The sequence below is a fragment of the Acanthopleuribacter pedis genome (assembly GCF_017377855.1).
Taxonomy (GTDB): Bacteria; Acidobacteriota; Holophagae; order Acanthopleuribacterales; family Acanthopleuribacteraceae; genus Acanthopleuribacter; species Acanthopleuribacter pedis.
The window spans coordinates 50825-65298 of record NZ_JAFREP010000019.1; the positions used below are offsets into that span (position 1 = coordinate 50825).

The 14474-nt window shown below is 54.7% G+C and carries 11 protein-coding genes; 8 read left to right on the top strand and 3 right to left on the bottom strand.

Features of this window, described 5'->3' with window-relative positions; genetic code table 11:
* The first annotated feature begins 89 nt into the window (after positions 1–89).
* Positions 90–965 carry a LysR family transcriptional regulator gene (locus J3U88_RS19755; RefSeq protein ID WP_207860675.1) on the top strand — a complete coding sequence of 292 codons (876 nt, stop codon included), beginning with the start codon at positions 90–92 and terminating at the stop codon, positions 963–965.
* Here the strand turns inward: J3U88_RS19755 and J3U88_RS19760 are convergent.
* On the bottom strand, positions 916–2961 hold the full coding sequence (locus J3U88_RS19760) for a hypothetical protein (RefSeq protein ID WP_243436056.1): 2046 nt from the start codon (positions 2959–2961) through the stop codon (positions 916–918). The genes J3U88_RS19755 and J3U88_RS19760 overlap by 50 nt on opposite strands.
* Positions 2962–3345: 384 nt before the next feature.
* Here J3U88_RS19760 and J3U88_RS19765 point away from each other — a divergent pair, with 384 nt between their 5' ends.
* Together J3U88_RS19765 and J3U88_RS19770 are read left to right on the top strand one after the other, a co-directional pair.
* Positions 3346–4794: a leucyl aminopeptidase gene (locus tag J3U88_RS19765; RefSeq protein WP_207860677.1), complete on the top strand. Its 1449-nt coding sequence runs from the start codon at positions 3346–3348 to the stop codon at positions 4792–4794.
* 158 nt (positions 4795–4952) lie between these two features.
* Positions 4953–6422 (top strand): hypothetical protein, encoded by a 1470-nt coding sequence (locus tag J3U88_RS19770; RefSeq protein ID WP_207860678.1) that lies wholly within the window; start codon positions 4953–4955, stop codon positions 6420–6422.
* Between the two features lie 295 nt (positions 6423–6717).
* Here J3U88_RS19770 and J3U88_RS19775 read toward each other — a convergent pair whose 3' ends face one another.
* Positions 6718–7470 carry a helix-turn-helix domain-containing protein gene (locus J3U88_RS19775; protein ID WP_207860679.1) on the bottom strand — a complete coding sequence of 251 codons (753 nt, stop codon included), beginning with the start codon at positions 7468–7470 and terminating at the stop codon, positions 6718–6720.
* A 216-nt stretch (positions 7471–7686) separates the two neighbouring features.
* Here J3U88_RS19775 and J3U88_RS19780 point away from each other — a divergent pair, with 216 nt between their 5' ends.
* The 3 genes from J3U88_RS19780 (at position 7687) to J3U88_RS19790 (ending at position 9164) form a co-directional block, all read left to right on the top strand.
* Complete coding sequence (locus tag J3U88_RS19780) at positions 7687–8349, top strand: PspA/IM30 family protein (RefSeq protein WP_207860680.1); 663 nt, start codon at positions 7687–7689, stop codon at positions 8347–8349.
* A gap of 155 nt (positions 8350–8504) precedes the next feature.
* Positions 8505–8795 carry a YiaA/YiaB family inner membrane protein gene (locus J3U88_RS19785; protein WP_207860681.1) on the top strand — a complete coding sequence of 97 codons (291 nt, stop codon included), beginning with the start codon at positions 8505–8507 and terminating at the stop codon, positions 8793–8795.
* An 81-nt stretch (positions 8796–8876) separates the two neighbouring features.
* Complete coding sequence (locus J3U88_RS19790) at positions 8877–9164, top strand: YiaA/YiaB family inner membrane protein (RefSeq protein WP_207860682.1); 288 nt, start codon at positions 8877–8879, stop codon at positions 9162–9164.
* Positions 9165–9218: 54 nt separating this feature from the next.
* On the opposite strand, the gene J3U88_RS19795 is transcribed toward J3U88_RS19790, so the two are convergent.
* Positions 9219–9503, bottom strand: coding sequence for a hypothetical protein (locus J3U88_RS19795; protein ID WP_207860683.1), 285 nt, complete (start codon positions 9501–9503; stop codon positions 9219–9221).
* Between the two features lie 945 nt (positions 9504–10448).
* On the opposite strand from J3U88_RS19795, the gene J3U88_RS19800 reads away from it, so the two are divergent.
* Both J3U88_RS19800 and J3U88_RS19805 read left to right on the top strand, forming a co-directional pair.
* Positions 10449–12713: a type VI secretion system Vgr family protein gene (locus J3U88_RS19800; protein WP_207860684.1), complete on the top strand. Its 2265-nt coding sequence runs from the start codon at positions 10449–10451 to the stop codon at positions 12711–12713.
* 15 nt (positions 12714–12728) lie between these two features.
* Positions 12729–14471: a tetratricopeptide repeat protein gene (locus tag J3U88_RS19805; RefSeq protein ID WP_207860685.1), complete on the top strand. Its 1743-nt coding sequence runs from the start codon at positions 12729–12731 to the stop codon at positions 14469–14471.
* Positions 14472–14474 lie beyond the last annotated feature (3 nt).

The following is a 14474-nucleotide window of genomic DNA, read 5'->3' on the forward strand; positions in this document are numbered from 1 at the left end:
ACCCTCGCCGTCGATGTCCCCATTAAAACCCAATAAAAACACACAGAAAATAACCAAAAGTCGACATATTCTGTGCAAAAATGAACAACATGAATTGGGAAGATGTTCGTTTCTTTTTGGCCACGGCCCAGCAGGGCTCTTACAGCGCCGCCGCTACCCTTTTAAAAGTCAGCCATACCACCGTGGCCCGTCGCGTCCAAGTATTGGAGCAACAGCTTCAGGTGAAGCTGGTCGAACGCTACGGCAACAAGGTGCGCATCACCGAGGCCGGCGAACACCTGCGTTTGCAAGCGGAACAGGCCCAACAACACCTCGTCGCGGTGGAACGCCAAATCGCGGGATTGGATACGGTCCCGGCCGGGAGCCTGCGCGTCACCGCGCCTTATTTGCTTTGCCACACCCTCTTGCCCGAATGGATTGCCGCCTTTCAGCGCGATTATCCCGACATTGAGTTGGAGTTGGTGGCGGCGTTCAGCCGCTTCAACCTCCACAAACGCGAGGCTGATCTCGCGCTGCGCCTGACCAACCAACCACCGGAAACCTTGCACGGACGCAAGTTGGCGCAGATCACCTGGTCCCTTGCCATCCGCGCGGATGAGGCCGAATTCTGGAAGGCGGCGAATATCAAACCCATCCTTGGCGACGACGACGAACGCGTTCGCCCGACTTGGCTACCCGACACTGTCGGCAAGGTCAGGGTCAGCCAACGTTTCAACGATCCCTTCCTGCATCTGGGCGCGGTCTCACAAGGAACCGCGGCAGGTTTGGTCCCCGATTTTTGGCGAAATACCCAAAGCAACCTGGTTCAGCTGTGCGCGGTACCCAAGGCAAGCTGCGACCTATGGATCCTGACCCACCAAGACCTTCGCCAAAACGCACGCATTCGGGCGTTTTTTGATCAGGTCGGGGCCCAAGCTACAGCGGTGTTTGGCAATTCAGCGAAGCGACCAGATCTAGTACGTTGATCACACGGTTTTGGTCCAAATCATAGGTCTCATTGAATAATTCGGGCCGGCCCCAAATCGGCCGAATCGGACCCGGCCCTATGGAAACACTGAGGTTGTAAGTCAAGTCACGGCTTTTGCCGGCACCGCGTCCCACCAAACGAAACGCATAATCGCCCGGCATGACAAAGGGATCCAAGCTCAGGGTTACCGCGGTCGATCCGTCGGGCTGGACGGGGTTCTCGCTAAAAACGGCCTCGAAGCCTTCGGGTAAAGGCGGGTCGAACGCGTAGGTGATCTCCTGGGAAAAACCACCGGTGATCTGGGAGGTCACGGTCACGGACGGAGCCGTGCTGCCTGGACATTGCGGATCCTGCAACGGCGCGGTAAAGGCCGGGGTAAACTCGGGGACGATGCCGCCGGCAATTCGGCCGACCACGGTGTAACCACGCCCACCACTATTAAATCTGTTATCCGTCCAAACGGGACGAATTTCGTCGCCGACGATGGCCAAACCATTGTAGTCGCCCCACTGGAATCCGTCGTCCATGCGTTGGGAACTGCTCTCGGTAAGCCGCGTTTCCGGCGCCCAGGTGGCCCCGCCGTCCCTGGAATAAGTGTGGTACATGTCGGTTCTCAAACGAGCCGGGTCGTTGCGCGTGTCGTAATAAACCACATGAACCCAGCCGTTGCGGTCAATCTCCATCCAAGGATTAAAGCGGTCGGTAGCGAAAGGATCTTTGTCGCGGTGGGGTTGGGTGATTTGCCAGCTCTGACCGCCGTCGTCACTATAGGCCACGCGCACCAAGCTGGTGCCGCCGACGTTACCAACCACGGAATGGTCATTCCAGCACAGGTACATCCGGTTGTGATAGGCACCGCCGGAGAGATCCGTCGCCGCCGAGACATGGACAAAGGCGAGGCGCCGGTCAAACGAAGGAATGTTGTAGATAAAAGAAGCATTGGTTTCGGTTACGGTTTGCCGGGGGCCGAAATTGAGACCGCCGTCGGTGGATACGGCGAAGGTGAGCAGGCGGGCTTGGGTTTCCGGCCAAAAGTGGTAGACCACCCCGTTTTCATCGCTGGTGACATCGCTACCGATCCCGCTTTGGCTGTCTTGATGCACGAAGGTGGTAAAACTTGCGCCGTTGTCGTCGGAACGCGAGAGCCGCATGCTGTTGCCGACATGCCAGGTAACGTAAATATTTCCGCAATGGGGGTTTACACCGCAGTTGAACTTATCAACATGCATGTACTCTTTGTCTTCAAAGTTCCCCGAGGAAATAATCGCGGTACGGTTCCAGGAAGCACCTGCATCGTCACTGCGGTAAAACCAAACCCCGCCGCCGCCGCTCAATTCAGCGAGCGCCGCCGCGTAAGCATATTGCCCGTCAGGCGACCAATCCATGGTGGGATCACAGCAGGAATTGGGAAGTGGCGCGGCACCGGCCGCCGGCTGCCAGGTCCGGCCCCCGTCGGTGGAGTAATAATGGCGCTGTCTGCTGGTCACGCCATTGGCATCGACCCCGTTGGTACCCACGATGACCAGGTCGGGATTGGTAGGGTGAACCGCGATCGCGGATTCGGCACCGTAGCGTTCGCCCGATACATTATTATTGGCCTCAAGTTCGATAGCGGTATCACCTTTTTTGGCGGCGGGTTTCGTTTTGTCCCATGCACGCCGGAGTGCACCAAATTCAAGACGGAACTGCTCAGGTGCGGAGCGCGGGTATTGGGCCCTTCCCGAACGCTGCAAATGGGGAAAGCGCTGTCGCAGGAGGACGCGGTAAAACACGGGTACCTGCTGAATATCCTCAAAATCCCGCTCAGGGAGCACCGCCAAATCCTCCTGACTAAGTCCCAGGTTGCGGTCGTCCCAAGGTATACCGAGCGCCTCGGTGCGTTGAAAAAGATCGTTGTAATCCACAAGCGGATCCGTGCCGAGCGGGTTCAAGTCGGGTGGCTCCTGGGCCATCCCCGCCATACACAAAACCACCATACCAACCATTGCCGTCATTCGTTTCAAACCGCGCTCCTCCGGTGGGTTACCGATAAAGACCCAAACCCCGGGCAACCGAAACGGCTTCAAACGGGGCGCATTGCTGCAGGGGATGTTCACTTCGTGTGGGTATTCTATCGATAAGAGAACGACGGGGTTAAGGGATATTTCGCCAAAGCGGGCCCTGTCTTGGATGACGGCGATTTAGGACACGACCAAGACTAACCATAAGATATTTAAATCTAGACATATAAAACAACACGCAAGCGTTCGGCGTCCATTCCTTCAGACCATTGTCGCCGGGAGAGGCTTGGGCTATGATGGGCCTACTCGATGAAGATCCAAAATAAATCGCCGCGGGCGTTCTCCAACCCGGCGTTTTGATAAATCTAAGGAGCTGCAATGAAAGTTGATGTAGTACAAGGTGATCTAGCCGCCGTAGAAGGACGTTGCTTACTGGTGCTTGCCACCAACGACGGCACCCTGTTAAACGGCCCGGCCCCATTGGCCGAATTCCTGGCCCCGCTGGTCGAAACGGAAGAATTTGGCAAAAGTCTCGGTGGGCATTATTACCATATCAATCCGGCCGGTTTCGCCGTACAACGCGTGTTGTTTTTCAACGTGGGCGAAAAAGTAGAAAAAGACCAGCTCTTGCGCCGTGCGGGTGCCTCGGCTTGGAAGCTCCTGCGCGGTAAAGGCTTGGAAGAAGTCGTTGTCAGCCTGGACGGTCTCGATCAGGGTGCAGCCAAAGCCGTATTGGACGGTCTGTTCCTGGGCAGCTACCAGTATACCGAGTTAAAATCGGACAAGGATAAATTGCCCAAATCGCTGAACCACGTCAAAGTTCACGCGGCCGAGAATCTGACGGAATTGGTGAGACAAACCAAAGCATTGTGCGACGGCACCAACCGCGCCCGCGACCTGTACCAAATGCCCGCCAACCTGCTCAACCCCACCAAGCTGGCGGACACCGCCAAAGCCTGGGCCGAGGATCGTGGTTTCACCCTGAGCATTTTAGAAGAAGACGAAATGCGCGAAATGGGCATGGGCAGCTTGTTATCCGTTTCCCAGGGCAGCGACGAGCCGGGCAAGCTGATCATCATGGAATACAATCCCGCGGGCGAATCTGAGAAAACATTCGCGCTGGTAGGCAAAGCGGTTACCTTCGACAGCGGCGGTCTCTCGCTGAAACCCAGCAATGCCATGGCCGAAATGAAAGGCGACATGGGCGGCGGCGCCACCGTCTTCGGCATTATGTCCGTTTTGCGCGACCTCAATTTCCCCCACCGCGTCGTCGGTCTGGTGCCCTCGGTCGAGAACATGCCGAGCGGCAAAGCCACCCGTCCCAGCGACGTGGTCACCTCGCTTTCCGGGGTCACCATAGAAATTAACAACACCGACGCCGAGGGTCGTTTGATCATGGCCGACACCCTCACTTACGCCAAAAAGTTCAACCCCGACTACGTGATTGACTTTGCAACTCTGACAGGCGCCTGCTTGGTGGCCCTCGGCCCCAAGGTTTGCGCGGTCATGGGCAACCACGAACCTTTGGTAGAAGCCATTCTGGAAGGCGGCAAAGCGTACGGCGAGCCCTTCTGGGAACTGCCCCTCGTGGAAGAGTACAAAGAATTGCTAAAAAGCAAAGTTGCCGATATTTCAAACATCAGCAGCGTTCGCTGGGGCGGCACCATCACCGCGGGTTTGTTCTTGGAACGTTTCGCGGGTGATTTCCAATGGGCCCACTGCGACATCGCCTCCGCCATTTTTGAGAAAGGCGATGAGATCAATCCCGCGGGTGGCACCGGCATCGGCGTTCGCGCCGGCTACGGCGCTTTGGTAAGAATGTCGTAACTTTTTCACAAACAACACGTAAGACCAAACAGGAAGCGGGGTGTCCCCCCGCTTTTTTTGCATCCAATTCTTGCACTTTTCATCACAAACCCCTAATAATGGGATACTTTTCAATACATGCATGAATCGATGAGGCCCTTTTTGCTCAGGAGAAGACCTTGACCTCGCTGCCTGCTTTTCGTGCCGACCTGTCGTCTCGCTTGCTTTCACGGCGCGCTTTAACCCGTTTTGGGTTAATGGTGTCGGCCGCCTGTCTATGGGCTTTCTCCGCCGCGGCCCAAACCATCCCCCACCCGATTGAGGTGCCTTTGCCCGACGGCCTTAAAATGATCGGCGGTGGCGATACGGTGGTTCATTCGATCGCATCAAACACGTTGATTCTGGAGAATCGCGGGCTTACCATTCGCGGCGATGCACAGCTTGAATATGTGTCACTCAACAACGCGCGTTTAAAAGTGTTGGGTCAAGGTTCGGTCGAACCCATGCGACCGGCCGCGCTCCCCGACCATCCCGTCCTCCAATGCGGCACCATTGAATTAAATGGAGAAAGCATCCTCTCCGCGGATTACATTCGAGCGGATCGACTCATCATCGGCGAAAACGCGGTGGTGGAAGGTGGCCGCCAACAGCTCCCCCTGATGTGGGGCGATTTACTTTACGAGGATCCTTCGATTCCGGGAAGTTACGGTGGTCAGGGCGCCCTGGTTGACCGCGACCAAATTGTTTTTGCCAACCCCACCCACGGCAGCTTCGCCGAACCCTTCGCCGCCGGCGGCGAACGAAAATCAGTCCGCATTGATTGCCGCGAGCTGGTGGTCAACGGCAAAATCCTCTCGGCGATTAACGCGGATCAGGTCCCAAGCAACGGCGCCGTCTGGATCACCACCGAAATTTTGGCCGGCAACGGGCGCATTGACGCCTCGGCGCGTGGCATTGCCGCGGAACAAGGCCAAGGTGGCGGACGCATTGCCGTCTATTTCCATTCCGCCGACAACTGGTCCGGTACCATGCACGCAAAGGGCGCCGGCATGAACGATGTCCTAGGTGTGACCGAGGATGCCGAGGATAACGACAAAAATGTCATCGAACGGTTTTCCAGCGGCGGCACGATCTACACCAAAAGCGCGAGTCAACGTTTCGGGGATTTGACCATCGGCGAAAGTGAAACCCTGGAACAAAACGCGGTCACGCCGCTTGTTTCACTCGGTCAGCTTCGGTTAATTACGGCCGATACCAATGAGGACAACACACTCACCGTCGGTCACGCCTTACCCCCCGGCTTAGCAGGTCTTTATCTGCTAATCGAAACACCGTCGCGCACCCTGGAATACCCTATTGTCGACAGCCAATACAACCAAATCCAAGTCGACGGCAATTTACCAGTGATTCCGGTCGGCACCGTGATCAGCGCACGGGTGCGTGTGAATAATCTGCGCATCGAGCAGGGCTCAGTGATGGTCAGTCGCGATCCCTTATTTGTACACGGCTCCGTTGTGGTCGACGGCAACAGCGTCACCCGCCGTGTTTTGCAGGTTCCGGTCATTACCATGCCGGAACGCCCCACCCGCCACGACCGCGACAGCGACGGGGATGTGGACATCGTCATCGACATCCATCGGGGCAACTAAAACGCCCCATCGCCGCGGCCCCACGGGTCCCTCCCAAGCGAACGCTCATACCTTACCAAGCGCACCTCTCGCCGGTGTTTGGCCTTCCTTTTTGAAAAGGTCGGCCGTGAAAGCGAGGGTGCAGCCAAGAACGTGCACGACCGGGCCAATCATCGAAGCTACTACCACGGGAGGCTCATCCGTGTGCGGCGATCATGGTTCATATAGAAAAAAGCGTCCCCTCCCAATCATGGAGACGCTTTTGTTTTTCACCGCATTGTCCTGAGGAGCCCGGCCAGTCACCGGGTTCTGGTCGTTAACACGAATGCCGTTCCGGGAAACGACGCATCGCCCGAAACGAAGGTACTTCCCAAGGGCGAATGGCAAACACCGCCGCAACACCGAGCTTTTCTTCCAGGGGCAGGCTGGTGTCGGCCTGAATCAATTCGTCCAGTTTCACCGCGAGTTGGTCGATGGCGCGATGCATTAACGCCATGCTTTGCGGCGAGATGAGGGCGCCGAGGAACCGTTTGTGACAATGAGCCTCACTGAAATCACTACGCATAAAGTCATCACGCATGAATTGCGCGTAGTAAGCCTGAACCGGCCCGTCCGGTCGCCAGGCGAAGTGACGGGATACCTTGGGCCGAATCCGGTCGCCGGGAAGAAGTTCGATCATCTTGAGCTGGTCCAACTTCAGCAGTCGCCGCAACAGTTCCTGCTCGGTAACCGCGTAGTACTCCATGATTTCGGCGCTGCTCCAATGGTTGAGCACAAGCATGGTCACCAATAACAACTTTTCATCGCGAACCAATTCTTCTTCCTGCTCCTCGGTAAGCTGGGTAACCGCATCGCGATGCCCCGCGGCCAGCGCGGCCAATTCGGCCATTTGCACCCCGGCGATTTGGCAAATCTGTTCAAAACGATCCAAGGTGAATTGGTGCTGGGCAAAGCAGCGTTTCATACTGGACTCACTTAAATCCAACTGACGCGCCAAATCGGCGTAGGTAATTTTTTGGGAACGCAAGACCCGTTTCAAAGCATCAACCAAAGCGGCGGTTTCAGACATCTCCCCTCTCCTTATATAAATGGGCCGGTTTTCACGATTTTTGACTGGGTCATGAAAGCTTTCCACGGCTGGAACAGTGTTGTCCTCCCACGTGGACGGCGGTTTGTGTATCGAGACAAGGCCAATGGTACAACATTTTGATACTTTGACCCATTCAAATGACAGTAGGGCAGCACGGGCGTATCTTGCAGACATCAAGCGAACGGGAGGTACACCTTGAAACTTTTATGGCAACGGATGCAACGCGCAACGACAGCAAAAGCCCACGCGGCGGTAGACCGCATGGAAGACCCCATTCACATGTTGGATCAAGTGGTTCGAGAAAAAGGCCAAGCATTGAACCAAGCACGGGTTGGGCTAAAGCAAGCGAGTTTCTGGGTAAGACGGATTAACGAACAAGTGGACAAGGAACAAAAAACCATCGCCGACATGGAACAGGTGGCGGTCGCGGCGCTCAAGCAAAATCAAAAAGACGCCGCCCGTCAGGCGGTGATCCGCAAACAAGAAGCCGAACAACGCCTGAGCGATCTGAACGGTCAACAGGAGCGCGCCCAAAAAACGCTGGAGCGCCAACAACAACAATGCAACCAAATGGAACAACACCTGGTGCAACTGCGGGAACGCCGCATGTTGCTGCGCCAACGGGCGATGTTCGTTCAAAGTGCCCGAGCCTGCAACAGCAGCGAATGGACCGTCGATGAATCGGCCGAGGCAATATTCGAACGCATGGAAGAACGCATCGGCATGGCCGAGGCCATGGTCGGCGATGAACCCTGCGACATGGGCGGCGACGACACACGGATGCTCGACAATTTCGTCAAAGACCAAAAGGTTGAAGCGGAACTGTTGCGCTTAGAAAGCATCCAAATCGAACACTAAGCAGAACGAACCCAAACCACACGGACGGCGATTTGCGGCGCCGTCCCAACGATAACCCAATAAAACCGCCCCCAACCAAGGTATTTACATCGCCCACATGAGGCGCCGACTTGGTAAAGAAACAGGGCGCGTACGATTTTTTTAGGAGCGAAGACATGATGAACGGACAAGACCCCTCAATTTACAACCAGAACTCTCAAGGCTGGGTATTTTTCGTCAAAGCAGCATTTGTTTTATCTCTGGTCGCCATGGGCGTGGCCACGGTGTTCTTGCCGGTTACGGTTTGGATTAAAGGTTATTTGGCCATGGGCTCGCTGATGATGGTGACCACCTCGATTATGTTATCCAAAACCATGCGCGACGAATTCGAAGCCAAGAAATTATTGAACCGCATAAATGAAGCGCGTACCGAACAATTCCTCAAAGACGTTGACCGCGCCGCATAGACGCGGCCTCTAAAAAAAGAACAAGAAAACCAAATAGGATCCCTGATGGGGACCACCCTTAGAATGATAAGGAGCGAGATCATGAACGGACAAGACCCCTCAATTTACAATCAGAACTCACAGGGCTGGGTATTTTTCGTCAAGGCGGCGTTTTTCCTGTCACTGGTTGCCATGAGCACGGCGATCCTTTTCTTACCCACCACGGTCTGGATCAAAGGCTACCTGGCCATGGGTTCGCTGATGGTGGTCACCACCTCGATTATGTTGTCGAAAACCATGCGCGACGAATTCGAGGCGCGCAAGTTGGTGAATCGCCTGAACGAGGCACGCACCGAACAATTCCTTAAAGACGTTGACCGCGCCGCTTAACCGCACCACCCGCTCCTTCGCGCTCGGTTCGGCCCACGGGCCGGGCGCATTTTTTCACAGGAACAGGTAGGCCATGGTGAAAACATACAGGGTGAGACTCAGCAGAAACGCGGTGATCCCACCGGCGGCCACGCGATGCGCCTCGCTGAGTTTCATAATCACACAAAATAATCCGCCGCTTACCAATACGGTAAGCTGCAAGACGATCCAAGCCTTGGGCCACATGCGCAAAATCAAAAACGGCGTCATGTTAAAGGCCAAACCGAAACACAAACCAAACCGATAACTTTCGGCAAAACGACCGGGCGGCGGCTCTTGATGGGGCGGTCTTTTGTTCATGTCTCTATGTTACGCCGCGGTGAGAACAAGAACAAGGTTGAGCCGGGTTTACCCCATAAGAAGCCGTGACGGCGTCATCTCCGTCACGGCTTTTCGTATTCAAACACGGCTTTTCGTATTCAAATCGGCATAGGTTATGCACTAAAAAACCCACTCTTCTTTTGGCGTGAGCAACAAGGCACAGCATCCATCACCATCCATCTCTCTTTTTTACAGCAGGTTCCAACCCAAGAAGGCCATGCTCAAATAGACGCGGGCGCAAATAGGGAAACGGGTTTAGACAAAACCGAGGGCAACCTGTCAACATATGGACGGACACCCCTGTCAACATTTCGACAGTGCCCAAATAGCGACAGGTCTATTCGCTTCTTTCTTGGATAACCAGGATCTAACCTGTTCAAAAAAACTATCTTACAAATTGTTTCAACTTTTTGACGTCTTGGTATCACCTTTGCACTTAAGTCATCCGTCACGTTCACGAACGGGGTCGTCGCAGCCTAAGGCATAACGCTTTTGCATCCGACACCCGCCGCCTTCGAACCAACCAAGCCCCTATATTCAGGAATGCTTGGCTCCGTGACACACCGTAAACCCTGTTGCTTAAAAACAGGGGGTGTTCGTAACCCCTCCCCCATTCCATTGAGCCGCATACGCGTGCTTGAGGTTCAACACCCACGGTCGTGGGCACATTGACGCGGAGAACGATTGGGACGGACTTCATCGCTCAGCCGGTGCAGGCAAACCCGACTGGAAAACAATACCGAACCGAATGTGGTCGATGCTTTTTTCCATCACAGGTTTCAGCCTCACGAATGGGCGTCTTTTCGTCACACATCGTCCCGTCTTTACCACACCCAAACCATTGCCTCACCGGGCTATCACTATGAAACATTGCTTCGATCAAACGACCTCTCCCCGTCGTTTGATCCTCCTCAAGGAGTTTCTATGTCTGGGAAACATGATTTATTGTGGCATTTACCCAACCAAGGTCCTCAAGAACAGCAATACGCTGACGGAAAAACCTTTCAAATTCACGGCATGACCGGAGAACAGCACATATCGCACCTTGCAAAATACGAACTTCGCGTGACCGCCAAACAAGAAGACCTCATCAGCGATGACTTTTTGGGCAAGGTCGCCTCTTTCGAGTTGTTGGTGGGCGATGAACTCAAACTAAAAAAAACCTTTTCCGGGGTCATCACCGACTTCACCAAAAGCGATACCTGCTTCGGTAACACAACCTGTAAAGAAGGGGTTGACTGCCATTATAACTACCATCTAACCATCCAACCCAAACTGTGGTTTTTAACGCAACGGTTTAACTCTCGTGTGTTCAGCTATACCAACGAAGAGGATTTATTCAAGGTCATTGAAACCGTGCTTAAAGAGCACGATGTGAAATTCAGTCGCAAGCGTATTGATAAAAAAGAAGAAAAGTCGCCTGAGAAAGGCAAAAAGAAAGAACCCGAGGGTCAAAACAGAGAAAACGACCCGAAAGCCGGTAATTCAGGAAAAAAAGTTCGTGCTTACCACGAAACCCGCTATGTGGTTCAGTATCGTGAAACCGATTACGCGTTTATCTCGCGGCTCCTTGAGCAAGAGGGCGTTTGGTTTTATTTCGATCACGAGGACGACACCCTGGTTTTTTGCGACGACATGGGCGACATTCCCTGGATGGGGCCGCACCGCACGCTCAGTTATTGCGAGGACAAGTCGGCCTATCACAAGGAAGGTTTTGAAGAAACCTTGTTCGACTTTCATTACACGCGTGCTGTCGGTCCCAACCGTTTTATTATCAATGATTACAACTACGAAACCGCCGATACCGATTGGCAACGCCACGCGTACGGCAACTGCAGCAAACACACGCCGGAACTCACCCATTACGAACACACGCGCGCCTACGCCAACAAACCGAAAGGCGGGCAAAAAGCGATGGACGCAACCGGCACCATGCTGTGTGAGACCATGATGCAGGAAGCAATGGCGGCGAGCCACATGGGCCGCGCGGTTTCCACTTCGCGTTCTTTGCAAGCTGGACACAAGTTCACCCTCCAAGATCACTGGATCAAACGTTTTAACGGCGGCTGGGTGGTTACCTCGTTGGTGATGAGCGTGCATCAACGGGACTACACGGTCACGGTTAAAGCGCTCCCCATGTCGGAAAAATTCCGGCCCGCGCGCAAAACGCCGGCGGCGGCGATTCACGGCCAGCAAACGGCGACGGTCACCGGTCCGGCCGGCAGTGACATTTACACGGACGATTTAGGCCGCTGCAAAATTCATTTCCACTGGGATCTGGACAACAAAAAGGACGACAAAGCCTCGATGTGGGTACGCGTGGCCAACGGCTACGCGGGCAAAGATTACGGGATTCAATGGATTCCACGGGTCGGCCACGAGGTCTTGGTGAGTTTTATCGACGGCAACCCGTCGCACCCGGTCATCAACGGCCGCGTCTACAACCAAACCAACACGCCTCCGATTCCGGCCGCGCGCAAAACCCAGAACATTATCAAAACCATCAAAGACAACCACATTTTGTTTGATGACAAAGACGGCGCTGAATTGCTCAACCTACGCGCCCAAAAAGACATGAATGCCTTGGTCTTAAATAACTACACGTTGACGGTCGGCGCCGATGCCACCGAATCCATTGGTGGTGATCGCACCGTGGTCGTTCAAAAAGATCAGCGTATCCGCGTTCACGGGAACGGTTCTCTTTGGATTAACGATGACTACAATATTGAAGTAGAAAAAGGAGATCGCTGTGCCACGGTAAAGGCGGGCGATGATTATACCGAGGTGGAATGCGGCGACAAGATCACCACGGTGGGAGGCACATCGATTGACACCTTTAAGAACGGCTGGGAGGCATCCGTATCTGGCAGTGATCGATTCCTTGATGTGTATAAAGATGACATTAAATGGGTAGGTAAGGATACCTATCTCAAGGTAGACGGCGCAAACTATACTGATATTATGGGTGATTACATGATTAACTCATCCCTTTTCCAGGTAATTGCCGACAAAGAAATTCGTCTTGAGGCGCCCAAGATTCATATTTGCGGCATAGAGGAACTCAAACTTAGTTCGGGCTCTAACCAAATCACACTCACCCCGGAAGAAATCAAAATCGAGGGAATTAAAGTTTTGTCCACCAGTGTCGGCCGCAACATTGTTGCCGGCGGTTTGGTCATGATCAATTAAACAAGGAGGTACCTGTTGCAATCACTTATTCAAGCTATGCGCGAACCAGTCCTTGACTTGGTGGAACAAAACGAAAAAACCCTTCACTTGGTTACCGGTACCGATTTTGAGCGCACCTGTTTGCTGAAACTAGTTAAGGACATGGATCGCGGCAACCAGTGCGATTTATACCTGATCACGGAGGCGCCTTTTACCGACGCCGACAGTTACTTGGACGATCTCGCCAAACGTCTGAACGACGAGTACCTCGAGTACCTGTTAATGACCGATCTCGAACGGGAAATGACCGAAGCCGCAAAAGCGTTCCAACAGCCCGCCGGCCCCCGCCCCGTACGTCCCGCGAAAGCGCCGACTGGACCAAGCACAAAACGAACGGGCTCCATCACACCGACGGCCCCGACCAAACGCCGGCCACCACGACGCAACCCTTTTGCCCAAAAGAAAGCGCTGAATAACGAGGTTGTGGCCAAAAGGGTTATGGACCCGGCCAAACTTGGCCCAGGTCCTAAATCACGCCGCGCCGGCGCCGATATTCCGAAACCCGAGGCACCACCCGTGCGGCCGCGGCAAGATCGCACCCAGCCTCCGCCTTTGGTCGGGGCCCCGCAACCCATCACCAAAGCCACCCCCCCGATTGCGGTGGACGAAGCCGCGCTTGACCGACAAATCGAAGCCTTACTTGCCCGCCACTTTCCCGAAATGCCGGACCCCGACATGCAACCTGAACCCGTCGACGCCTTGGTGGCAAGACTCAACCCGGAGAAGGCGCCGCCGCCAGCCATCCTGGCGGACCGTTCGGTCCCCGCGGCGGAACGCCTTGCCGCCTTCATTGAATACGGCCAAAGCTGCCTTCCCAACCAGCAAGATCATTGTTTCGTGCCGGTCCTGCTCCCCTTTCGCATTGACCAACCCAAAAAGTGGCACATCTTTTTGGAAGACGCGGCCAAGCTCTCCACCATCCATGCACCCGGCTCGGTGCGCCTGATCGCTGCATACGACGTGAGGGAAGACCAGCAACGTCGTCGGGAAGAGGCTGAACAAAACCGCACGGTTCAACCGCTTCTGAGTGCGTTGCCCTACAGCCAAGTCCAAGAACTGGATTTGAGCGAGGCGCGTCGTCGCCAGGCAGAGGAAGACTTGATCGCGGATCCCAACACGGACCCCTACGAGCGACACAGCACCTTGCTCATGTTGGCGATTCGCGACGGGGTCGAAAACCGGCAAGACCTGGCCTTGGAACGTTTCGATAAGGCATACCAATACTTTCACCAACAAGAGGAGCACGCGCTCGAGGCAATGGCAACCATCGGTTACGGGGACATCTATCTTCGCAACAATCAATGGGAAGCCGCCCGCGCCGGTTACTTGGTTGGTCTAGAACCGGCTCTGGCCTCCAACAATCCCATTGTGATTTACAACCTTTCCCAGAATTTAGGCGAGGCATGTTTCCGCATGCGCCGCTACGAGGAGTCAGAACGCGCTTACGCTCTGGCCTCACAGGCTTGTGAAACCCTGAAGCAACCCCATCCACATTTAAGGACGCTGGAACGACACGGCGCGGTATGCGTCAAACTCGAACGTTGGGCGGAAGCACGGGAAGCCTACGAACGCGCCGCAACGATTGCTCAGGAAAAAGAGGAAACCCATATCCTGGAAAAGGTCATGCGCGCCTTGAAAAAAGTGTATGTCAAATTAAACCGCAAACCGGATTGGCCGTCCTTTCGGGACCACATCGCCGGCCTTTCGAAAGGAGCTTAAGCC